This window comes from Altibacter sp. HG106 (assembly GCF_028561755.1).
GTDB lineage: Bacteria > Bacteroidota > Bacteroidia > Flavobacteriales > Flavobacteriaceae > DFVG01.
In genome coordinates this window covers 134,949-156,098 of record NZ_JAQQTD010000001.1, presented here as the reverse complement: position 1 = coordinate 156,098, position 21,150 = coordinate 134,949, and the positions used below count along the sequence as shown (strand labels likewise).

The 21,150-nt window shown below is 41.0% G+C and carries 23 protein-coding genes; 11 read left to right on the top strand and 12 right to left on the bottom strand.

The window, feature by feature from the left end; genetic code table 11:
- The 5 genes from PO830_RS00765 to PO830_RS00745 are packed head-to-tail and all read right to left on the bottom strand — an operon-like array spanning position 1 to position 3,543.
- Entirely contained in the window at positions 1-1,617 is a 1,617-nt protein-coding gene (locus PO830_RS00765) for a carboxylesterase/lipase family protein (protein ID WP_272851620.1), read from the bottom strand.
- Complete coding sequence (locus tag PO830_RS00760; RefSeq protein WP_272851619.1) at positions 1,614-1,814, bottom strand: hypothetical protein; 201 nt, start codon at positions 1,812-1,814, stop codon at positions 1,614-1,616. Before PO830_RS00760 ends, PO830_RS00765 begins: the two co-directional genes overlap by 4 nt.
- Before the next feature lies 1 nt (position 1,815).
- On the bottom strand, positions 1,816-2,658 hold the full coding sequence (locus tag PO830_RS00755; protein WP_272851618.1) for a TerC family protein: 843 nt from the start codon (positions 2,656-2,658) through the stop codon (positions 1,816-1,818).
- Between the two features lie 30 nt (positions 2,659-2,688).
- Positions 2,689-3,078 carry a DNA topoisomerase IV gene (locus PO830_RS00750; protein ID WP_272851617.1) on the bottom strand — a complete coding sequence of 130 codons (390 nt, stop codon included), beginning with the start codon at positions 3,076-3,078 and terminating at the stop codon, positions 2,689-2,691.
- A gap of 42 nt (positions 3,079-3,120) precedes the next feature.
- Complete coding sequence (locus PO830_RS00745; protein ID WP_272851616.1) at positions 3,121-3,543, bottom strand: helix-turn-helix domain-containing protein; 423 nt, start codon at positions 3,541-3,543, stop codon at positions 3,121-3,123.
- 280 nt (positions 3,544-3,823) lie between these two features.
- Here PO830_RS00745 and PO830_RS00740 point away from each other — a divergent pair, with 280 nt between their 5' ends.
- The 4 genes from PO830_RS00740 to PO830_RS00725 all read left to right on the top strand — a co-directional run bounded on the left by PO830_RS00740 (position 3,824) and on the right by PO830_RS00725 (position 6,706).
- Positions 3,824-4,969 (top strand): M14 family zinc carboxypeptidase, encoded by a 1,146-nt coding sequence (locus tag PO830_RS00740; protein WP_272851615.1) that lies wholly within the window; start codon positions 3,824-3,826, stop codon positions 4,967-4,969.
- Between the two features lie 50 nt (positions 4,970-5,019).
- Positions 5,020-5,502 carry an Lrp/AsnC family transcriptional regulator gene (locus PO830_RS00735; protein WP_272851614.1) on the top strand — a complete coding sequence of 161 codons (483 nt, stop codon included), beginning with the start codon at positions 5,020-5,022 and terminating at the stop codon, positions 5,500-5,502.
- Positions 5,503-5,518: 16 nt separating this feature from the next.
- Entirely contained in the window at positions 5,519-6,034 is a 516-nt protein-coding gene (locus PO830_RS00730) for a DinB family protein (protein WP_272851613.1), read from the top strand.
- 123 nt (positions 6,035-6,157) lie between these two features.
- Entirely contained in the window at positions 6,158-6,706 is a 549-nt protein-coding gene (locus PO830_RS00725; RefSeq protein WP_272851612.1) for a type 1 glutamine amidotransferase domain-containing protein, read from the top strand.
- A 49-nt stretch (positions 6,707-6,755) separates the two neighbouring features.
- On the opposite strand, the gene PO830_RS00720 is transcribed toward PO830_RS00725, so the two are convergent.
- Both PO830_RS00720 and aroB read right to left on the bottom strand, forming a co-directional pair.
- Positions 6,756-7,115, bottom strand: a complete 360-nt coding sequence (locus PO830_RS00720) for a hypothetical protein (protein WP_272851611.1) — start codon at positions 7,113-7,115, stop codon at positions 6,756-6,758.
- A gap of 56 nt (positions 7,116-7,171) precedes the next feature.
- Positions 7,172-8,248 carry a 3-dehydroquinate synthase gene (gene aroB, locus PO830_RS00715; protein WP_272851610.1) on the bottom strand — a complete coding sequence of 359 codons (1,077 nt, stop codon included), beginning with the start codon at positions 8,246-8,248 and terminating at the stop codon, positions 7,172-7,174.
- 68 nt (positions 8,249-8,316) lie between these two features.
- Between aroB and PO830_RS00710 the strand changes: the two genes are divergently transcribed.
- Together PO830_RS00710 and PO830_RS00705 are read left to right on the top strand one after the other, a co-directional pair.
- Positions 8,317-9,492 (top strand): proline dehydrogenase family protein, encoded by a 1,176-nt coding sequence (locus tag PO830_RS00710; protein ID WP_272851609.1) that lies wholly within the window; start codon positions 8,317-8,319, stop codon positions 9,490-9,492.
- A 231-nt stretch (positions 9,493-9,723) separates the two neighbouring features.
- A complete protein-coding gene (locus PO830_RS00705; RefSeq protein WP_272851608.1) occupies positions 9,724-11,430 on the top strand; it encodes a helix-turn-helix domain-containing protein in 1,707 nt (568 codons plus the stop codon).
- On the opposite strand, the gene PO830_RS00700 is transcribed toward PO830_RS00705, so the two are convergent.
- From PO830_RS00700 to porX, 5 genes are all read right to left on the bottom strand, one after another.
- The gene (locus PO830_RS00700) at positions 11,427-11,807 is read right to left on the bottom strand and encodes a hypothetical protein (protein WP_272851607.1); all 381 of its coding nucleotides are present in this window, start codon (positions 11,805-11,807) and stop codon (positions 11,427-11,429) included. The genes PO830_RS00705 and PO830_RS00700 overlap by 4 nt on opposite strands.
- A gap of 41 nt (positions 11,808-11,848) precedes the next feature.
- The gene (locus tag PO830_RS00695) at positions 11,849-13,048 is read right to left on the bottom strand and encodes an alanine dehydrogenase (protein ID WP_272851606.1); all 1,200 of its coding nucleotides are present in this window, start codon (positions 13,046-13,048) and stop codon (positions 11,849-11,851) included.
- Between the two features lie 53 nt (positions 13,049-13,101).
- Positions 13,102-13,617 (bottom strand): hypothetical protein, encoded by a 516-nt coding sequence (locus PO830_RS00690; protein ID WP_272851605.1) that lies wholly within the window; start codon positions 13,615-13,617, stop codon positions 13,102-13,104.
- Positions 13,618-13,883: 266 nt separating this feature from the next.
- The gene (gene tsaE / locus PO830_RS00685; protein WP_272851604.1) at positions 13,884-14,297 is read right to left on the bottom strand and encodes a tRNA (adenosine(37)-N6)-threonylcarbamoyltransferase complex ATPase subunit type 1 TsaE; all 414 of its coding nucleotides are present in this window, start codon (positions 14,295-14,297) and stop codon (positions 13,884-13,886) included.
- 92 nt (positions 14,298-14,389) lie between these two features.
- On the bottom strand, positions 14,390-15,937 hold the full coding sequence (porX, locus tag PO830_RS00680) for a T9SS response regulator signal transducer PorX (RefSeq protein ID WP_272851603.1): 1,548 nt from the start codon (positions 15,935-15,937) through the stop codon (positions 14,390-14,392).
- A 99-nt stretch (positions 15,938-16,036) separates the two neighbouring features.
- Here porX and PO830_RS00675 point away from each other — a divergent pair, with 99 nt between their 5' ends.
- The 5 genes from PO830_RS00675 to efp are packed head-to-tail and all read left to right on the top strand — an operon-like array spanning position 16,037 to position 21,096.
- A complete protein-coding gene (locus PO830_RS00675) occupies positions 16,037-17,263 on the top strand; it encodes an HD domain-containing protein (RefSeq protein ID WP_272851602.1) in 1,227 nt (408 codons plus the stop codon).
- A 37-nt stretch (positions 17,264-17,300) separates the two neighbouring features.
- On the top strand, positions 17,301-18,329 hold the full coding sequence (lpxD, locus tag PO830_RS00670; RefSeq protein WP_272851601.1) for a UDP-3-O-(3-hydroxymyristoyl)glucosamine N-acyltransferase: 1,029 nt from the start codon (positions 17,301-17,303) through the stop codon (positions 18,327-18,329).
- The gene (locus PO830_RS00665; RefSeq protein ID WP_272851600.1) at positions 18,322-19,731 is read left to right on the top strand and encodes a bifunctional UDP-3-O-[3-hydroxymyristoyl] N-acetylglucosamine deacetylase/3-hydroxyacyl-ACP dehydratase; all 1,410 of its coding nucleotides are present in this window, start codon (positions 18,322-18,324) and stop codon (positions 19,729-19,731) included. The genes lpxD and PO830_RS00665 overlap by 8 nt, the downstream gene beginning before the upstream one ends.
- Positions 19,732-20,514 (top strand): acyl-ACP--UDP-N-acetylglucosamine O-acyltransferase, encoded by a 783-nt coding sequence (gene lpxA / locus PO830_RS00660; RefSeq protein WP_272851599.1) that lies wholly within the window; start codon positions 19,732-19,734, stop codon positions 20,512-20,514. It abuts the gene before it with no gap.
- A gap of 15 nt (positions 20,515-20,529) precedes the next feature.
- Positions 20,530-21,096: an elongation factor P gene (gene efp, locus PO830_RS00655; RefSeq protein ID WP_272851598.1), complete on the top strand. Its 567-nt coding sequence runs from the start codon at positions 20,530-20,532 to the stop codon at positions 21,094-21,096.
- Positions 21,097-21,150 lie beyond the last annotated feature (54 nt).

Here is a 21,150-nt window from a genome sequence, read left to right as displayed (position 1 = left end):
TTACTTTTTGTTGCCGTATTGGGCGTCCAAAAAGCGATACCGATCATCATTTTTGGCATTCTCTGACTTTGAAACCGTATTAATATTCATGATTTTTGGACTGATACTGGTTGCTTCAGAAGCAGGCCACGTAGGTACCCCTTCGCCATTCGGGTCTCCATTTTTGATAAAATTGGCAAAATAGGTTTGCATGGTGTTAGACACTTGATAGTCTTCTTCGGTCCATTGATGCGAATCATCTATTGCCAGATTTCCCATAGCATACGGAATTTCACACGCGTGAGGGGCGCCAATAGGTTGAAAACCAAAGGTGTTTTCAGCACTTTGGGTTGGCAATTTTTTACTATACAAATATCGGAATACCGGGGCATCGCTGTGTTTTCGATGCAGATCGAACCATTTCCAGGTGCTATACGCAATAAATCGATCGGAGGCTAGGGCAGTGGCCGAGCGTTCTATGACGTCCTTGGTGCCGGTGGGATATAAATTCAAGACTTCCTTGTATTTTTCAGGATATAAATCTTGAAGGCGTTGCAAATAATTTTCCGCAGTATACGGCATGCCTTGCATCACTCCCATGCCTGGGATTTCGGCAGAGTTCCATCCCAGCAACAAGGGTATCTGCGCCTGATCTCTATTCTGAAAAATCTCCGGAAGAGTAGCATGCAGAAAATAGTTATCTAATACGACCGGAAATCCGAAGCGCTTGGAAGCAAGATAGGCCTCATAAATCTCTTTGGTTGACGCCTTTCGAAATTCATCGAAATCTTCATAACCGGCGTTGGCCACAAATTGCACGCCCATTTGTTCGGCATCAGACAAGGAAACAGGGGCTAGTGTAGGGTGAATGCCAGCACCGCTTTCTCCAATAGCACCGGCAATAAGGTCTTTAGACAGCGGAGAAGCCATTTGGTAGCTTACTGAAATACTTCCGGCCGATTCCCCAGCAATCGTCACCTTAGAAGGATCCCCTCCAAAGGCAGCTATATTTTGTTGAACCCACTGCAATGCGGCGTGTTGATCGATTAACCCATAATTTCCAGAGGCCTTGTTGGGAGACTCCGAACTGAGTTGCGGGTGCGCAAAAAATCCGTATATATTGAGTCGGTAATTCACAGTCACTACAACAATTCCTTCCTTCGCCATATTTTCCCCATCGTAGCGGTATTCTGAGCCATCGCCTGCCACATAACCACCACCATAAAAATAGACGAGCACGGGTAATGGGGAGCTAGTTTTGGTTGTCGGGGTCCAAATGTTAAGGTACAGACAATCTTCAGACATGCCATCCGATCGGAAACGCATGTCGTCGAACACCGGGGCTTGAATCGCTCTAGGGCCGAATGCCTTTGCCTCTTTCACTCCTTCCCATGATTCAAGTGGTTGCGGAGCCTTCCAGCGCAATTCATCTACCGGAGGCTTCGCGTAAGGAACGCCCAAGTATTTCTGAATATTGGTCTGGGTATCGTAGGTACCTTCAAGGGTACCTTTATCAACTGTGGTTTGTACATTGAAACCGTACTGCGATTGTGAATATCCCTTGGATATTTCAGTGGTAAAAATGACTCCCATTAATACTATTAAGGTGCTGATATATTCTTTTTTAAGACGCTTCATCTCTTTGTTTTCTTTAACCCTCTAATTCCGAATATTATGAATAAATCTCCCAGCAGTATGAGTCCGATCCAATAGTACCAATTCGGGGCACCGCCTTCGGCATCACTCACTAAAAAGTAAATTCCCAAAATAAGAAATACGATCCCGGCGATCAACATGAGTTTCGCGTTACGCATTGCCGTTTGTTTGTCTTGCATATTATGATGGTTTGGTGTGGGTAGTTATTTCTTCTTCGGGAACCGTGGTTACAATATCGCTTGTTTTTTTTCGGTACCGCATATTTATAAACTCTATGAAGAGCGAAAAAGCGATCGTAAAGTACAAATAGCCTTTTGGAATCGTTCCCACTTCTTGATCAAAGATAACCAAGTGCGAAAGATGAGCTGCTTCAGCGATTAACATAAATCCTATAAGGATCAAAAAGGCGAGTCCGAGTAATTGCACTGTGGGGTGTTTGTTCACAAAGCGGCCCACAGGATTAGCGAACACCATCATGATAATGACCGATACCACAACGGCGATAACCATAATGATCAGCGCATCTTCAGGCGTATTTCCGATACCGTTTGTCATTCCAACCGCCGTTAGAATGGAGTCGAAGGAGAAGACAATGTTTATTAAGCAAATTTGAAGGATGGCACGGGTAAGTGAACTCGTCCTGGCTTTTTTCACTTCGCGTTCGTCATGCCCTTTATCTTCTACCTTTTCGTGTATTTCAGAAGTACTTTTATAGAGAAGAAAGAGTCCGCCCGCAAAGAGGATAAGTCCTTGACCGCTAACTCCTACATCGAGCCAAGAGAGGTGAAGGGACCAAAACGGTGCTTCCATTGCCACCAGCCAGGAGATTCCGAAGAGCAACACAATTCGAATGACCATCGCCATTAGAAGTCCGATATTCACCGCTTTCTTCTGATGTTCCGGCTTTAGTTTGCTAGACGCCAGGGATATAAAAATAATGTTGTCGATGCCCAGAACGATCTCAAGGAAGGTAAGGGTGAGCAATGCGACGATGGCATCAGGAGAGGTTAGTATTTCAAACATAGTTACAATTTGAAACACTAAGGTACTAAGTTATTGGTAAAGTTCCTTAGCACTTATTTTGGTAGCAATGCCTTTTTCCTTTCGATCCTCACCAACAATATTGTATTCAAATTGATAGGTGTCCCCATCGGTAGTGAGAATCTTCATGTGGATCGCTTTTTCTTCGGAACGACCTTTTGGATGCAATTTGGTAACGATGTATTCGCATGAATTGATCCAGCGGATGCTCGACGTGTCTGCGCTACCACGGAAGTAATCGATTTCCAGGGAGTCGTTTCGAACAAATCGGGTTGTTTCGAGAGTGGTGCCCACCATTGCTTTGAACTCGAAGGTGCCTGTTCGAAAGGAATTGCAATCGCGTTCAGGCTGATAACAACCGATACATAAGGCGAACGTAAGCAAGAGGAACCAGCGCGGCATGGTCGATTTTTTTTTCAAAGGTCGAAAAAATTGAGGAATACGCTAGGGGTGGTAGGATTTAAATTGGCCGTTTTTATAGAAGACTACAATTCTTTCGATGGCTTCGGAAGTAGCAGCGGGGGCATCAGCAGTTGTTGCGGAGTTAACGATCTCCGAAAGAGGAGCGTTAGTTGTAGCGGCATCCGGAGGGTTTGTTTCTGAATTGGTTTCAGGTTGAGAAGGGGTAGCTGTCATTTCAGAAGGAGGGAAAGTACCTTTTCCTTTCAGAAGCCAATACAATTCCACTTCGGGAAACTCCTGAACCACCTTCATCACAAAATCTAAACTAGGCTTATTTCTTCCTGAGAGAATATGAGATATGGTGGAACGATTGAAGTCGATCGCATCACTAAATGCGGTTGCTGAAAGTCCGTAAAACTCTAGTATTTTTTCAATCCGACTCGCAAATTCTTTACTGTTTACCATTGTAACACAACATTGCTTGATAAGGGCATTACAAATGTAACATAAATTGAAAACACCCACAAATAAACCTAAAAACGCCCTACTTTTATTAAAATTAAAGCTTTAATTAAGATAATTTAACTAACTGAAAAATAATAATATATATGATATATGTATTGAATAGAACGTTTTCGCAGCGTCAGTCTTTTCGCTTGTTTACATCAAGCACCAATACTTTACAATTTGTGTGTGTACATTTGTAAACATTGACTTGTTTAACTTTGTAAACAGTTACTACCATATGAAACTACAGCATCTTTACGACACCATTAAAAACAACTCTTTATCGGGGCGATATATTACCCTATCTGACCTCTTTCCTATCTTAGAAAAACTGTCAGCAACTTGTGCCATGACGGTCGAGGGACATTCCGTATTGGGAGCCAATTTGTATAGTGTACGTTGGGGAAGCGGTCCAAATAAGATTTTAGCCTGGTCTCAAATGCACGGAAATGAATCGACCACAACGAAAGCACTCTTCGATCTCTTTGCTTTTCTGGACTCGCCGGGCAATTTAAAAGCAGCAGTTGATTCGTTCTTAGAAAAAAATACCTTACTCGTGTTGCCCATGTTAAATCCAGATGGGGCTGAAACATATACACGTGAGAACGCGAATCAAATAGATTTGAATAGAGACGCTAAGAAACGTTCACAGCCTGAAAGCCAGGTGTTACGATCGGTTTTCGAGCGATTTAAACCTGATTTGTGTTTAAACCTTCACGATCAACGTACCATCTATGGGCTACCGGGGCCAAAATCGGCTACGCTGTCTTTTCTGGCGCCAGCCGCAAATAAAAAAAGGTCGCTCACTGCGTCTAGGAAACAATCTATGCAATACATCGCGACCATTGCTGCTACACTATCTGAAGGCCTGGCAGGACATATTGGGCGCTATGATGATACCTTTAACGAATATTGTGTGGGGGATACGTTTCAGCGGCTAGGCGTTCCTACGATCCTCTTTGAAGCTGGGCATTATCCTAACGACTACCAGCGAGAAGAAACCCGTAAATATGTATTCTTCGCGTTTCTGGCCTTGTTTCAGATTTCTGTTACAACTAATCTTGACTATCGAGCCTATTTCGATATTCCGGAAAATAATAAAATGTATAGAGATGTGGTGTTGCGCAACGCGTTGGTTTCAAATAATGAGCGCCCGATTTCCCTGGCGATTCAATATAAAGAAGAATTGCATCAAGAGACGTTACGCTGGGTGCCGTATTTGGATGCTTTAGGACCTGACTTGCCATTAATAGGGCATAAAGAAATTGATATAGCGGGTCAGCAGATATTGATAAATTCTCACGAAAACGTTTTCGTTAATGAAGAAATCGTAACGTTAACCTATAAAAATGGAGGTTCTATTGAAGATTTTTTATCATTTTAACTTATTGATTTAAACAAACTAATTATTTTTGTATCGAATAATTTCATGTTATGGCAAAGTTTAAGTTAGACGATACAGATCATCAGATTCTCGATATGTTGATAGAGAATACACGAACTCCCTTTACTGATATTGCAAAACGCTTAGGAATTTCCGCAGGAACTGTGCATGTTCGTGTAAAAAAAATGGAAGAGGCAGGAATTATTACCGGCTCTTCGCTAACACTGGACTATAAAAAGCTGGGATACTCCTTTATCGCTTATGTAGGGATCTTTTTAAATAAAACCTCTCAAACACAATTCGTGTTGGAGCGAATCAATGAAATACCTTTTGTTACGGTAGCGCATGTCACCACTGGAAAATTTAATGTCTATTGCAAAATTCGCGCAAGAGATACCAGTCACGCCAAGGATATTATCTACTTGATTGATGATATTGAGGGAGTTACCCGTACAGAAACCATGATTTCATTGGAAGAGAGCATTAATGACAAAAAGCGCTTGATGCATTCCATTTTTAATGATTTCAAATAATAACTCGGTTAGGCGTATGAGAAAAAATCAAGTCTCTTCTAACGAATATGGGGCATTTTATCAATCTTATTTTGAGTTAACGGGCGCAGGAACGATTGTGTTTGAGTTGGAACAGAGTAGGGATAAAATATACTCGCTATTTGCTTCGCTCACTGCTGAAGAATGGGAACATCGGTACGCGGTCGGGAAGTGGTCTTTAAAAGAGATGATGATGCATCTCATTGAAACCGAACGCGTATTTGCCTTTCGGGCCTTTTGGATTTCACGAGATCCTGCTACTCCCTTACCAGGATTCGATCAGGATACTTTTGTTACGCATAGTAACGTGGAAGCGCGCACCACGGCCTCACTGCTTTCCGAATATGAAGGAGTGAGAGCAGAAACAACCCGACTTTTTACTTCCTTTTCTCAAGATCAATTACAACAGTTGGGTCAGGCAAGTGGAGCCCCCTTATCTGTCCGTGCAGCGGGATATTTAATTTCAGGTCACGAATTGTCGCACTTGAAGGTTATTCACGAACGCTATTTATAGCAAGCGACAGCACCTTTCTTTTTTCTTAACAAAGATTAGTAAAACCTTAGGAACGATTCCTTGTGAACGCCTGTGTTTACTAGTATTTTAGTGTTGAATTAATTACGAATAAAAAGAAAAATTATGAAAAAGCGAGTAGCCATTTTGGCAACCAACGGATTTGAAGAATCAGAATTAAAATCTCCTAAAGACGCTATGGAAGCGGAAGGGTTTGAGGTAGAAATCGTAAGTGAGGCCTCCGGAGCCATTCGTGCTTGGGACAACGGAAATTGGAGTAATGAATACAAGGTCGATAAGACGCTTTCCGAAGTAACATCAAGCGACTACAACGCGCTTGTGCTACCAGGGGGAGTAATCAATCCTGATAAACTACGTCGCAATGATGAGGCATTGACCTTCGTTCGCGATTTCTTTAAAGAAAAGAAACCGGTTGCTGCGATATGCCATGCACCCCAAATTCTAATTTCGGCAGACGTTGTTAAAGGTAGAAGATTGACCTCTTTCGCCTCTATTAAAGACGACTTGATTAATGCTGGAGCGGAATGGACCGATGAAGAAGTGGTGGTAGACGAAGGGTTTGTGACGAGTAGAAATCCGAAAGACCTTCCGGCCTTTAATGCAAAAGTGGTAGAAGAGGTAAAAGAAGGAAAGCATGAATTGCAACATGCCTAATAAAGAATAAAGAGCAGAAAAAAGCGGTGATTTAATCACCGCTTTTTTTTTATTCGTCTTCCTCTTCCTCAGCATCATCACCGTCATCCAGGTCGTCGTCAAGAGTATCGAGATCTTCGTCATCTGTATCAAGGTCGTCTTTGTCCATGATATCACTGATAGGCTCATTATAATCGTCGCTATCGTAATCATCCTCATCAAAGTTAGCCATGGTAGATTCTAATCGAGAGCTAACCTTTACCAGATACACTGTGTCTTCGGTGCGAACTTCGACAGCTTCGACCGTTTCATTTTTGGCATTTTTAAATACGATGATGTGATCATCATCATATCCATCGGGATATTTTTCGACCAAAAGACTTAAAATCTCTGGAGTTAATTTTTTGTAGTCGACTATGATACGTTTCATAAGTATGTTGGCTAGGTTATGGGGTAAATCTAATAAAAAAAATCAGTCACCAAGGGTTATGATTTTAATTTATTGTAAAATTCAAAGGCGTTCCATATTTCTTCCGTAGGAACTTTACAATCTATGATGTGATTCCCAAAATCACTCAGAAAAACAAAACATACGTTTCCTCTATCGTTCTTTTTATCAAACGCTAGCAGGTCGATAATTTCCTGGATTTCGCTCTTCGAGAAGGTTGGTGTGGCAAAGTGTTTCTGAATGGTCTCACAAACTTCTCTCAATAGCGATTTCGGGTACTGATGCCGTTCTGCGGATAAATAGCAGGCTAAAATAATACCTATGGCGACGGCTTCTCCATGAAGTAATGCTTTCCGACCCTCGTGCTGCAGACAAAACGATTCAATGGCATGGCCTAAGGTATGTCCAAAATTCAATGTTTTCCGAAGTCCCTTTTCCAGCGGGTCTTTGGTAACGACTTGATTTTTTATCTTAATGGACCCCCACACCAGGCGTTCCATCAGGACCTCATTCGAAAAGTCGATTTCAATCGCTTCTTCCCAATATTCTTTGGAATGAATAAGGCCATGCTTTAAAACTTCCGCATAGCCTGAAATCAGCTCTTGTTCGGGTAGGGTAGTGAGGAATTCAATATCAACTAATGTGAACAACGGGTCACGAATGACACCCACCTGATTTTTGAGATAGCCGAGATCCACACCGTTTTTTCCGCCCACAGCGGCATCTACCATAGCGAGTAGGGAGGTAGGGATATTGATAAAAGCAATGCCACGTTTAAAGGTACTGGCTACGAACCCGCCTAGATCGGTTACAACGCCTCCTCCAAGGTTAATACACACAGAGTGTCTATCGGCGCCCAATTCCGACAATGATTCCCAGAGGGGAATGCACTGTTCAATAGTTTTATTGGATTCTCCCGCAGGCATCTCTAGGAAACAAGGGGTTATAGAATAAGAATAGTTTTTTTGAAAATTTGAGGTGCAATGTTGCTTTGTGTGCGTATCCGTGATAACAAATACCTTACTAGGGTCTAACTCACTTAATTTGGAATTAAATGTTGCCCAAGCTTCTTTTCCACAAAAAACACTCCCATTTTCTTTAGAAATCTTTTGCATTTTTCTTTAAAATGTACGTTACAAAGCGTGTCAAATCTAGTTATATTTGTTCAGAATAACTTGTGTAAATGATATCAAAATCACTCTTCGACAATACGGAAACCGCCTTCGCCCTTAAGTCCGATTCAGAATTGGAGCGCGCCTACTTCCTGTTTAAAATGATTTCCATGGAGCCACTGGTAAAAATAGGGGCTGCTGTCACCAAGTTTGCGTTACATGCGCGACTTCCGGTAGAGGGATTAGTACGCTCTACCGTGTTCGATCATTTTTGCGGGGGTATTAACGAGCAGGATTGCATGCCTACCGTGGAAGCACTGAAATCGGCCGGAGTGTATTCCGTTTTGGATTTTTCGGTAGAAGGGAAGGATACTCAGGCTCAGTTTGACGCGACGATGGAGAAAGTGATTTTCTTAACGCGTTTCGCCAAGGATAACCGTTCTATGCCTTTTTCGGTCTTTAAGCCCACGGGTTTAGGGCGTTTCGAAATATGGAGAAAAAAATCTGCAGATGAAAAATTAAGTGATCGAGAAGAAGCAGAGTGGGAGGCTATTGTCAACCGTTATGATCAAATTTGCAGCGTAGCGAGTGAATGCAGTATTTCATTATTGATAGACGCTGAAGAAAGTTGGATGCAAGCTGCGGCTGACAAGCTTTGCGAGCAGATGATGAAAAAATATAACCGTGATAAGGTAGTGGTGTATAATACCTTACAATGTTATCGATCGGACCGTTACGAGTATTTGGTGGCGTGCCATGAGAGAGCAGTAGAGAATGGTTATAAGCTAGGTTTTAAAGTAGTTCGAGGAGCCTACATGGAAAAGGAACGTGAACGCGCAGCTGAAAAGGGATATGAGTCCCCCATTTGTGAAAATAAGTTAGCCACAGATACACTATACGACAAAGCTATCTCCTACATATTAGCACATTTAGATACCGTCCATTTATTTTTGGGAACGCACAATGAGAATAGTTGTTACAAAGCGTTATTACATATGCAAGAACATCAACTGCCAAATAACGAAGCTCGCATTTGGTTTGGACAACTGTACGGGATGAGTGACCATATATCTTATAATCTGGCAGCTTTGGGATATAATGTGTGTAAGTACATTCCCTTTGGACCGGTCAAGGACGTTATGCCGTATTTGATTCGTCGTGCCGAAGAGAATACGTCCGTTGCAGGACAGACGAGTAGAGAATTAGGATTACTACAAAAAGAAAAGAAGCGAAGAGGTTTAAAGTAAAAAGATAAGCCCGTAATCCGAACAACTCCCCAGTTATTAAAAAAGATCCGGGCTTATCAAGGTCTACTGTTTCAAAGGTGAAATAAAATTGTAAGTGCTGCAAGCCAGTGCTCGCGGGTTTCAAAAATTTCGACCGTAAATTCTTGAATTTCGAGTAAACCGGAGCTATTTAATCGAGGAACTATATTTTTTTAAATACCTTTCGGTGTAACCATTAAATTTCATGGGGAGATGAAGTTTATTTTACAGTGTATCCTTTTCTTTATGTTGCCATGTTGCATGGCGCAGAATTCTTTTTCGACACGGCTAAGTATGCTGGAAGATGAAGAGCTGCTTGAATTATTTAACACTTTTCACGGGGATTCCATCCAACAAGAACAAATCGCAAGAACTTACTTAGAGCGCGCGCGACGTGCAGGCGATACGATAAAGATGGCCAGAGGTTACGACCGTTTGGCCCGAATATTTCATCATGAGAAAAATATTGCTTTCGCAGATAGTATCATATTCTTAACTAAGAATTTACAGCACAAGACGTATCCGGCGTTGGGGTATATGATTAAAAGTTATGAATACCTTGCTCTAAACGATTTAATTAATGCCTCAAACAATCTATTCAATCTTTACGAAGATGCTAAATTAAATGATAATTTTTCACACTATATCTATGCTCTTCACCAACTAATAATCATAAAATCTACATGGGGGGATAAGAATGAAGCTTTGCAACTTCAAACTAAAAGGCATGAACTCATTTTTGAAGAAGAAGCATTAGAAAAAATTAAGAATTCTATTCGCAATGAGGTGATTGAAAAGGCTCCCGAGATACTTTTGACTGAACAGATTAACTCAGTCTTTACTTACGCTTATTGTTATCTGAACCTGAATGAATTTCAAAAGACTGAAGAATATTTTCAAAAATTAAATGAATTATTACTTGAATATAATGGGACTTACTTAAACTATTATTTAGAAAGATCACTTTGGATTGAGTTAGAACTATTGAGAAAGCGGAAATGTTATTCGTCATTATATGAAAAATCAAATGAAGTTTTACAATCTGTGTCCACATTTAGTGTGCCACTCCAGTTTGATATTCACTATTATTTAGGGGTTGCAAGCGATAATTTAGGTTATAACTCAAAAGCTCTTTACCACTTCGTAATTGCAGATTCATTGGTGCAAAAAAATAACCTAATGATTGACCCCTATCATAGAGATCTTTATTCCAATTTAGCTAAGATGGAAGAATTATTAGACAGTCAAGCACGTATAAAATACTATCAAAAGTTGATCTTAATAGACAGTATTTTTAAAATAAATTATAAGTTTTTTGAAAGGGAGCACCAGATTAAAATAAGAACTCCAGATAGAATTGAAGAGAAGGAGAGTCAGATTGAGTCATTGAATGAGATTATCACAAGGAATCAATTAATCCTAGTCAGCCTAACTATAATGTTAGTTTTGATTCTTCTTTATTATTACCAACTCCGAATGACTTATAAGCGTCGATTTACGAAGCTTTTTAAATCCATTCGAGATGAAAGGAAAAGTGTTTCAATAAAGAATATTTCTGAAGAGAATATAACAAGCATCTTAGAAAGCTTAAAAAGGTTTGAAGGGGAAAGGGGGTATTTAAATACGAAATTAACATTAAATAGATTGGCAAAAAACTTTGACACTAACTCGAATTATCTATCTCGAGTAATTAATCTGAAAAAAGAAAAAAACTTTTCACAATATTTACACGATTTGCGAATATCCTATGCAACCAAGCGCATTGTCGAGGATACAAAATTTAGAAAATATACCATCAAGGCCATTGCTCAAGAATGTGGATACTCCAGTGCCGAGTCATTTTCGAAAGCGTTTTATAAGATTAATGGCATCTATCCGTCCTATTTTATTAGAAAAATAGAAAAAAGAAATCATAACTAGTTATGGTCCTTCTTAACGTGTAAAATGTGGGCAGCTTTGGAGCAGTTTTCAATTTTAAAAATGACGCCGCGTTCCGAAGATATTCGATACTGTACGAGATAAATATTGCAAGAGTCTCGATTTGTAATGCTTTCTGAAAATAAGACATCCCCAGACTGCAACACTTTTTCAATTAGATGCGTATCTATCCGTAAATTTCTTGCATCCTGCAAGGCCTGTTCTGAATAAACTCTGGACTTTGAGCGTATGTTTTTGAGCGTTCTGGCATTCGGGCCATAATCACAGGATGCTCGTTTTCCCCCTAGGAAGAAGAATAGTAAGAGAATTCCTATGACAAACCCTCCCATATAATAGCCCAAACGATGAATTAATTTCATGGTGCGAAGATACAGCGTTTAACGTTGTAAACAAGCGTTATCTAAAAGATCAGAAGGTTGATGTCACTGTAGTTCATGTCGAACCAATCAGCTATGGCTTTTTGTGTTAGAATTCCGCGATAACAATAAATTCCATTTCTCAATCCCGGGTCAAAACGGATCGACTCTTCGAGTCCGCCACACTCCGCCATCTCCAAAAGGTAGGGAGTTAGGATATTACTGAGCGACACTGAGGCGGTTTTGGGATAACGCGCCGGAATATTAGGCACTCCATAGTGGATAACACCATTTTTAATTTCCGTGGGCTTGTCGTGCGTGGTCATTTCCGTAGTTTCAAAACAGCCCCCCATATCAATACTCACATCAATAATGACCGCTCCTCGTTTCATTTTCTCGACCATTTCGTTCGTTACGATCACGGGAGCCCGATTTTTTCCCCGAACCGCACCAATAGCAACATCACATCGGCGGAGCGCTTTAAGAAGATTTTTTGGTTGAATCGTGGAAGTAGCTATCGGGCGACCAATTTTGGTTTGAACTCTTCTTAGTTTGGCAATAGAACTATCAAACACTTTTACGTTGGCGCCCAGCCCAAGCGCGGCACGAATAGCATATTGACCTACAGTACCGGCACCAATAACTACCACTTCCACAGGAGGTACCCCACTGATGTTACCAAATAATAAACCATTTCCTTTGGGTGCATTCACCATCAATTCGGATGCAATCAAGATTGAAGCCGTTCCTGCTATCTCACTAAGCGCATTGACGACGGGATAGCTGCCATCAGCCTCCTTCATAAACTCGAAAGCCAGGGCAGTTATTTTCTTTTTGGCCAGCGTTTCAAAGTAGTGCTCATCTTGAGTTTTTAACTGCAGGGCAGAAACAAGAACCGTTTTTGGGTTAATTAATTTAAGTTCATCAGGGGTAGGAGGTTCCACTTTTAGAAGAAGTGGACATCCAAAGACCTTCTTCTTATCATCGGTAAGATGAGCACCCGCTTCGCTGTAATCTTGATCGGTAAACCCTGCTTGAATACCAGCGCCTTTTTCGATAAGTATTTTATGACCGTTCGCTACTATGGCGGCAACGGCATCGGGGGTTAGGCATATTCTTTTTTCCTGAAAATGGTTTTCGGTGGGGATGCCAATATGAAGGTCGCCTTTTCGCCGACTCACTTCTAGCATTTCCTCTTGAGGAATTAACTCTGCTTTGCTAAAGGGAGATGTTGGTTTTGACATATCGATGCACTGAAGAACTAAAGTACATAATTAAAATTGTACCGCAACGATACTTAGCGAAACAGATCTTTTAATTGTTCCCAGAAAGATCTTTTTTGCTGTAGCTCCTTTTCAAAGTCTTTTAAATCAGTACCTCTAATTTTAGCAAAAAGCTTTGCTCTAATTAAGTAAACGAATGGAACCACGGTAAGCATGATTGGTAGCAACCACCAGATTTCAACCTCGTCAACAAATGAGACGTCATCATTGATCACACTAATTAGTTGAAATGTAAACATGCCGATGGGAATTAATATAACATGAAACCACCAATGCTTGCAAGTAAAAAACCAAAGGAAAAGTAAAAGAAGAGGAATGAACTTACCCATCATAGTCCATACCGAAACATGAACTTTTTGATACCAATTAGATTCGTAGGTGAATAAGAAAGTTTCCCACACTTTAGTTTGTGGGAAACTTTCATAGGTATAAAATAAATATGGTGTTAGAGCAATAACTAAAGCTATAACACTACCCCTTACTAGGGACGATGATGTCTGCTTTGTCGATTTGCTGTTCGGTTTGGTCATCTTCAATACTTTCTGGAGTGCAAGAAACAAATAAAGTGGCTCCAAAAATTGCGACGATAAAAAGGTAGTTTTTAACTTTCATAATACTAGTTTTTTGTGAGGTTTATACTACAAACCTATCACGAAAAAAAACAAGTATTACAATTAGTTTCAGCGTATTTTATTAGGTTATTCTTTTCTGAAATTTTGAGTTCTCAGACGCCTAGTTTAAAATTCGCTGAAAGCGCGTTAACTATCAGTAAATCAAAATATTGAAGCGAAATTATTTATTTCACGGGCGTTGTTTTTAACGTTCGTATTGTCTCATTTTTCTTATGTAGATGAATCTCAATGCCGCTGTCAGGCAAAATCGACTTTATTTTTTCAGGCCATTCTAAAAATAGCCAGTTGTCAGACTCAAAATACTCTTCTATTCCCATATCAAGAACTTCTTCTACGGACTGAATGCGATAAAAATCGAAATGATTAATGACCTCTTCACCAATCCTGTATTCATTGATGATGGAGTAGGTCGGACTGCTTACCGTGTCTTGTACTCCCAGCAGCCTAATCATTTGCTTTATAAGAGTGGTTTTTCCCACACCCATTTCACCATAAAAAAAGAAGCACCTCGTTGCCGTATTCGCTAATAATTCTTGCGCTATTTCGGGAACTTCGTTTACAGTAAAGGTTCTTTCCATACATTCAGACGTCAGCAAATATAAAAAAAATACGACTAGGGGTTAAAAAATTCGATGAACTACATAAAATGAAGAAAAATCTTACATAATGTTTATTTTGGATCTAATACTGCAAAAGGAATGATCATTTCTTCTAAAGATACTCCTCCGTGTTGATAGGTATTTCTGTAGTAGCTTACATAATGATTATAGTTGTTTGGATATGCAAAAAATAGATCTCCCTTCGCAAAAATGAATGAACTACTCATGTTTATCGATGGAAGGTGAATCGATTTAGGTTGTTTGGCGGCTAACACATCTTTGTCTTCGTAGGTAAGACTTTTACCAGTCTTATATCTTAAATTAAGACTTGTATTCTTGTCGCCAATCACTTTTGAAGGATTCTTTACATTGATGGTCCCGTGGTCGGTCGTAATGATCAACTTAAACCCTAAATGAGCCGCCTGTTGAACGATTTCCATCAGGGGTGAGTTCTTGAACCAACTCTGTGTTAAGGAGCGATACGATTTATCGGTTGACGCCAACTCTTTGATAACCTCCATTTCAGTTTTGGAATGGGAAAGCATATCTACAAAATTATAAACTACTACCGTGAGGTCTTCTTCCTTGTGCTGTTTGAAATTATCAACCAACCTTTTTCCTTGTTTTAAACTAGAGATTTTGTGATAGCTCCATTCTAACTGCATTCCCAAACGTTTTAATTGCGCCGCTAAAAACGCTTCTTCATTCATGTTTTTTCCGCCTTCATCGGTATCATTTAACCACAAATCTGGATGTAATTTCTCCATGTCACTAGGCATCAGGCCCGAAAATATGGCATTACGAGCATATTGTGTGGCGGTAGGAAGAATGCTGCAAAACATTTCTTCTTTAATTTTTTTATAGGCATTCGAGACAAACGGTTCAAAAGCCTTCCATTGGTCATAACGCAAGTTGTCAATAACTACGAGCAAGGTGGGTTGACCCGTTTTTAATTCTGGCGCTACCTTTTCCCTGAACAGCGTATGAGACATTGTAGGCGCATCGGCGTCATCAAACCATTTCGGATATTCCTTATCGATAAACTTGCAAAACTGCGTGTTGGCTTCTGTTTTTTGAGACTCCAGGATCTCGAACATTCCCGTGTCCTCAATAGCTTCTAATTCTAACTCCCAGTACACCAATTTTTGATATAACTCTACCCAGCCTTCATAGGTATTGATCATCGACATATCCATCGCGATCTTCCGAAACTCTTGCTGATAATTTGAGGTGGTTTTTTCTGAAACTAAGCGTGAGTGGTCTAAGTTCTTTTTTAAACTCAACAATATCTGATTGGGATTTACGGGCTTGATCAGATAATCGGCAATCTTCGAACCTATCGCTTCCTCCATAATATACTCTTCCTCACTTTTCGTGATCATTACCACGGGAAGCGAAGCCTGCTGCTCTTTAATTTCAGAAAGGGTCTCCAAACCTGTCAGTCCAGGCATGTTTTCGTCAAGGAAAACGATGTCGAACGCGTCTTTTTTTATTTCCTCTAAGGCTTCGGTACCACTTTGGGCCGTGGTAACCTTGTAATTTTTGTTTTCTAGAAATAATATGTGAGGCTTCAACAAATCGATTTCATCGTCCACCCATAATACTTTTATATCACTCATATATGTATCTTTGTTTCAGTTCTACCTATTACGATAACTTCAAATTTAATTCTGAAGTATCCGCAGAACGACTTTGTTGTCATAATTAATCGTTAAAGTTTGAAGCCCACAAACAAACTGAAAATCATCAACGATCCGATATACGGATTTATCACGCTCCCGGGCGAACTCCTCTTTCAACTTATCGAACATCGGTATTTTCAACGTCTGCGTCGTATTTCCCAAATGGGAATGTCGTATATCGTGTATCCAGGAGCCCACCATACAAGGTTTCAACATGCCTTGGGCGCTATGTTTCTCATGCAGAAGGCGGTCTATGCGCTGCGAACCAAAGGAATCCAAATTTCTGAAGCGGAACACGAGGCACTACTCGTCGCTATTTTGCTACATGATATCGGTCATGGTCCATTTTCACACGCTATGGAACACAGCATAGTAGAAGATGTAGATCACGAATACCTCTCTCTGGCCTTTATGAAAAAATTAAATGAGGAATGTAACGGGGCGCTCGATACGGCCATTGCTATTTTTACCAACCGTTACCCTCGAAAGTTCATGCATCAGCTGGTGTCCGGACAATTGGATATGGATCGTCTGGATTATTTGCGCCGAGATAGTTTTTATACGGGTGTTTCCGAAGGGGCCGTCAATACCGAACGCCTCATCACCATGCTCAATGTGCATGACGATACTTTAGTGGTAGAGGAGAAGGGGATCTATTCTGTGGAGAAATTTATTGTGGCACGCCGACTCATGTACTGGCAGGTGTACTTGCACAAAACCAGTCTGGTGGCAGAACAATTGTTGCTTCGCCTGCTAAAAAGAGCGAAGGAGGTAACTCAGGCTGGCGCTACACTTCCGGCTACTCCGGCCTTACAGTTCTTTTTAACGACCACCATTACGAAGCGTACTTTTTCTTCGGAAGTGTTAGAACAATTTTCAAAATTGGATGATTACGATATCGTTTCCGCCATTAAAATGTGGGTGTCGGCAGAAGATACAGTGCTTAGAACAATTGCCAAAATGCTATTGAATAGAGATTTACTGAAGGTAAAACTGAAAAAAAATCCGGTTACCGTGGCGCGAATGCACTCTAAAAAACGGGCGTTGATGCAGCGGGACCATCTTTCCGAAGCCGAAGCGTCCTATTTTGTCTTTCAAGGGGAAATTTCAAATCTGGCTTATCGTATGGATCACAACGCGATTCATCTTCTAAAGAAGAATGGTAAAATGATTGATGTCGCCAAAGCAAGCGATCAGTTAAATATTGAGGCGCTGTCCAAGACCGTCATCAAATATTATCTGTGTTACCCGAAAAGTCTTTAACGATCATTTTTTATATTTGCAACACCGAAAACAACAGATGAAATTTACAGCCACCCAGATAGCGGGAATTTTGAACGGAGAGGTTGACGGTGATTCCGAGGTACAAGTGTCGCAACTTTCAAAGATTGAAGAAGGCACGAAAGGAAGTCTCACCTTTCTAGCCAACCCTAAATACACTTCGTATATTTATTCTACGGAAGCTTCCATAACCATTGTAGGGAAGGACTTCCAAGCGGAACACGATATCAATACCACCTTAATACGCGTAGATGATGCGTACAAAGCTTTTTCCCAGTTATTGGAATATTACAATCAGGTAAAGATGAATAAAACCGGCATCGAGCAGCCGGTGTTTATTTCTGATTCAGCCACCTACGAAGAAAGCTCCTTATACCTTGGCGCGTTCTCCTATGTAGGAGAGAATGTGACCATCGGTGAGAACGTAAAGATCTATCCCAATGTGTATATTGGCGATAACGTCACTCTAGGAAACAACGTTACTGTGTTTGCAGGAGCGAAGATTTATTCAGAATCCGTTATAGGAAATCACTGTGTGATCCATAGCGGCGCCATAGTAGGAGCAGACGGATTTGGTTTTACGCCTAATGAAAAAGGAGAGTATAAAAAAGTTCCGCAAACGGGGAACGTTATCATTGAAGACCATGTAGATATTGGGGCTGGAACCACCATCGATAGAGCCACTCTCGGCGCTACCGTGATTCGCAAAGGAGTCAAATTAGATAATCAAATTCAGATTGCACATAATGTGGAAATTGGCGAAAACACCGTTATTGCCGCACAAACCGGAATCGCGGGCTCCACAAAAATAGGAAGCAACTGTATGATCGGCGGACAGGTAGGAATTGTAGGACACATAACCATCGGAAACAATGTTCGCATTCAGGCGCAAAGCGGAATAGGCCGCAATGTCAAGGATAATGAAACTTTACAAGGTTCTCCAGCACTGAATTACGGAGATTACAACAAAAGCTATGTCCATTTTAAGAATTTACCCAAGATTATTGAGCGTTTTAATACGTTAGAAAAAAATCAAAATAATGACTAATTGTAGCATGGCGAAACAACGTACCATTGGCAAAGAGGTCTCTCTTACCGGTGTAGGATTGCACACGGGGAAAGAGGTAACAATTACCTTTAAACCGGCTCCAGAGAACTACGGATACGCGTTTACGCGTGTTGATTTGGAAGGGAGTCCGGTCATCGAAGCAGATGCGAATTATGTGGTAAATACCCAGCGTGGAACGAATCTCGAAAAACGAGGGGTTAAAATTCAAACCTCCGAACACGTACTCGCTGCCCTGGTTGGGATGGAAGTGGATAATTGTAGTATCGAATTAAATGCTTCTGAACCTCCCATCATGGATGGCTCTTCTAAATATTTTGTGGAGGCTATTGAAAAGGCGGGCATCGTAGAACAGGAAGCTCCCAGAGAAGAATACGTGGTAGAAGAAGTCATTTCTTTTATGGACGAAGAAAGCGGAAGCGAAATTACGGTTATACCAGCCGATGAGTACCAGATTACTACCATGGTCGATTTTGGAACTAAAGTCTTGGGAACGCAAAACGCTTCGCTTAAACACATCTCCGAGTTTAAAGATGAGATTTCCGACGCGAGAACGTTTAGCTTCCTCCATGAAATTGAAATGTTGTTGGAACACGGACTCATAAAAGGGGGAGATCTAAACAATGCCATAGTGTATGTAGATAAAGAGTTGTCTCCAGAAACCATGGAAAAACTGCGGCATGCGTTCAAAAAAGATAAGATTTCAGTGAAACCCAACGGAATCCTCGATAACCTTACCTTACATTATCCCAATGAGGCGGCGCGACATAAGTTGCTCGATGTAGTAGGGGACCTGGCCTTAGTGGGAACGCGCATTCGCGGAAAAGTGATTGCGAATAAACCCGGCCATTACATTAACACGCAGTTTGCTAAAAAGCTAGCCAAACTCATCAAGATTGAGAAGCGAAACAAAATCCCTAAGTTTAACGTCAATACCACCCCGGTGAAGGATGTGAATGAAATTATGGCGATGCTTCCGCACCGTCCACCATTCTTGCTGGTAGATAAAATACTAGAGCTGTCTGATGAACACGTTGTGGGATTAAAGAATGTCACCATGAACGAACCGTTCTTCGTTGGGCATTTTCCCGGAGCTCCGGTCATGCCGGGAGTACTTATCGTTGAAGCCATGGCTCAAACCGGCGGGATCTTAGCGTTAAGCACGGTACCTGATCCCGAGAACTATTTAACGTATTTCATGAAAATCAATAATGTGAAATTCAAACAACAAGTAAATCCCGGGGATACCCTATTTTTTAAGTTGGATCTTATCACACCTATCCGTCGCGGTATTGTTCATATGAGTGGAAATGCCTATGCCAATGATAAATTGGTGACGGAAGCCGAACTAATGGCGCAAATCGTGAAAACTAAAAACAACTAGATGAATCAGCCTTTAGCTTACGTCCATCCCGGAGCCAAAATTGCCAAAAACGTGGTAATTGAGCCTTTTACTACCATTCATAATAATGTGGTAATTGGTGAGGGTACATGGATTGGTAGTAATGTTACGATCATGGAAGGAGCGCGTATTGGAAAGAATTGCAATATTTTTCCGGGCGCAGTAATCTCTGCCATCCCTCAAGACCTAAAGTTCCAAGATGAAGAAACCACAGCAGAGATTGGCGATAATACCACCATTCGCGAGTATGTTACGATCAACCGAGGTACCATCGACCGTGGAAAGACCGTGGTAGGAAATAATTGTCTTATCATGGCGTATTGCCACATCGCTCATGATTGTATCGTAGGGAACAATTGTATTTTTTCAAATAACAGCACCTTGGCGGGCCATATTACCGTGGGAGATCATGTGGTACTTGCAGGAATGACGGCAGTACATCAATTCTGTATGATTGGAAACCATGCTTTTGTTACGGGAGGTTCTTTGGTGCGTAAAGATGTGCCACCGTATGTGAAGGCGGCGCGGGAACCCTTGTCGTATGTTGGGATTAATTCCATCGGACTCCGAAGAAGGGGGTATGATTCAGAAAAGATTCGGGAAATCCAAAACATCTATAGAATTCTCTATCAAAAAGCGTATAATAACACCCAGGCTTCCGAAATTATCGAAGCCGAAATGGAAGCCACCCCCGAACGCGACGAAATTTTGCAGTTCATCAAGAACTCAAAACGTGGAATCATGAAGGGATATTTTCAGAATTAAAAACATAAACAGCCAATGGCAACGACATCAGACATTAGAAAAGGACTTTGTATTCGATACAACCACGATATTTATAAAATCATTGAATTTTTACACGTGAAACCTGGAAAAGGTCCGGCATTCGTTCGTACGAAACTAAAAAGTGTTACTACGGGAAAAGTTATTGATAATACATTTTCAGCCGGACACAAGATCGAGGATGTGCGGGTAGAAACTCATAAGTTCCAATATTTGTACAGTGAAGGAGAGTTCTATCACTTTATGAATACTGAAGACTACACCCAAATCCGCTTGCTTCGGGAAGCGCTAGATACGCCCGAATTAATGAAAGAAGGTGAAGTGGTAACGGTAATCATTAACACGGAAGACAATGCGCCTCTTTCCGTTGAAATGCCTCCTCACGTGATTCTTGAAGTTACCGCCACAGAACCCGGAGTCAAAGGTAATACAGCAACCAACGCCACCAAACCGGCCACCGTAGAGACTGGAGCCGAGATCCAGGTGCCGCTGTTCATTGACGAAGGCGACAAAATTCGTGTAGACACCGAAAAAGGTCAATACCAAGAGCGCATCAAAGAATAGTTAGACGCATAACCATCGTATAAAAATGCCCGTTTTCAATTGTATTGAAGCGGG

Excerpts from the sequence above, each read along its gene's own strand:
- PO830_RS00765 (WP_272851620.1), bottom strand. The coding sequence starts at position 1,617 with ATGAAGCGTCTTAAAAAAGAATATATCAGCACCTTAATAGTATTAATG.
- PO830_RS00760 (WP_272851619.1), bottom strand. The coding sequence starts at position 1,814 with ATGCAAGACAAACAAACGGCAATGCGTAACGCGAAACTCATGTTGATC.
- PO830_RS00755 (WP_272851618.1), bottom strand. The coding sequence starts at position 2,658 with ATGTTTGAAATACTAACCTCTCCTGATGCCATCGTCGCATTGCTCACC.
- PO830_RS00750 (WP_272851617.1), bottom strand. The coding sequence starts at position 3,078 with ATGCCGCGCTGGTTCCTCTTGCTTACGTTCGCCTTATGTATCGGTTGT.
- PO830_RS00745 (WP_272851616.1), bottom strand. The coding sequence starts at position 3,543 with ATGGTAAACAGTAAAGAATTTGCGAGTCGGATTGAAAAAATACTAGAG.
- PO830_RS00740 (WP_272851615.1), top strand. The coding sequence starts at position 3,824 with ATGAAACTACAGCATCTTTACGACACCATTAAAAACAACTCTTTATCG.
- PO830_RS00735 (WP_272851614.1), top strand. The coding sequence starts at position 5,020 with ATGGCAAAGTTTAAGTTAGACGATACAGATCATCAGATTCTCGATATG.
- PO830_RS00730 (WP_272851613.1), top strand. The coding sequence starts at position 5,519 with ATGAGAAAAAATCAAGTCTCTTCTAACGAATATGGGGCATTTTATCAA.
- PO830_RS00725 (WP_272851612.1), top strand. The coding sequence starts at position 6,158 with ATGAAAAAGCGAGTAGCCATTTTGGCAACCAACGGATTTGAAGAATCA.
- PO830_RS00720 (WP_272851611.1), bottom strand. The coding sequence starts at position 7,115 with ATGAAACGTATCATAGTCGACTACAAAAAATTAACTCCAGAGATTTTA.
- aroB (WP_272851610.1), bottom strand. The coding sequence starts at position 8,248 with ATGCAAAAGATTTCTAAAGAAAATGGGAGTGTTTTTTGTGGAAAAGAA.
- PO830_RS00710 (WP_272851609.1), top strand. The coding sequence starts at position 8,317 with ATGATATCAAAATCACTCTTCGACAATACGGAAACCGCCTTCGCCCTT.
- PO830_RS00705 (WP_272851608.1), top strand. The coding sequence starts at position 9,724 with ATGAAGTTTATTTTACAGTGTATCCTTTTCTTTATGTTGCCATGTTGC.
- PO830_RS00700 (WP_272851607.1), bottom strand. The coding sequence starts at position 11,807 with ATGAAATTAATTCATCGTTTGGGCTATTATATGGGAGGGTTTGTCATA.
- PO830_RS00695 (WP_272851606.1), bottom strand. The coding sequence starts at position 13,048 with ATGTCAAAACCAACATCTCCCTTTAGCAAAGCAGAGTTAATTCCTCAA.
- PO830_RS00690 (WP_272851605.1), bottom strand. The coding sequence starts at position 13,617 with ATGACCAAACCGAACAGCAAATCGACAAAGCAGACATCATCGTCCCTA.
- tsaE (WP_272851604.1), bottom strand. The coding sequence starts at position 14,297 with ATGGAAAGAACCTTTACTGTAAACGAAGTTCCCGAAATAGCGCAAGAA.
- porX (WP_272851603.1), bottom strand. The coding sequence starts at position 15,937 with ATGAGTGATATAAAAGTATTATGGGTGGACGATGAAATCGATTTGTTG.
- lpxD (WP_272851601.1), top strand. The coding sequence starts at position 17,301 with ATGAAATTTACAGCCACCCAGATAGCGGGAATTTTGAACGGAGAGGTT.
- PO830_RS00665 (WP_272851600.1), top strand. The coding sequence starts at position 18,322 with ATGACTAATTGTAGCATGGCGAAACAACGTACCATTGGCAAAGAGGTC.
- lpxA (WP_272851599.1), top strand. The coding sequence starts at position 19,732 with ATGAATCAGCCTTTAGCTTACGTCCATCCCGGAGCCAAAATTGCCAAA.
- efp (WP_272851598.1), top strand. The coding sequence starts at position 20,530 with ATGGCAACGACATCAGACATTAGAAAAGGACTTTGTATTCGATACAAC.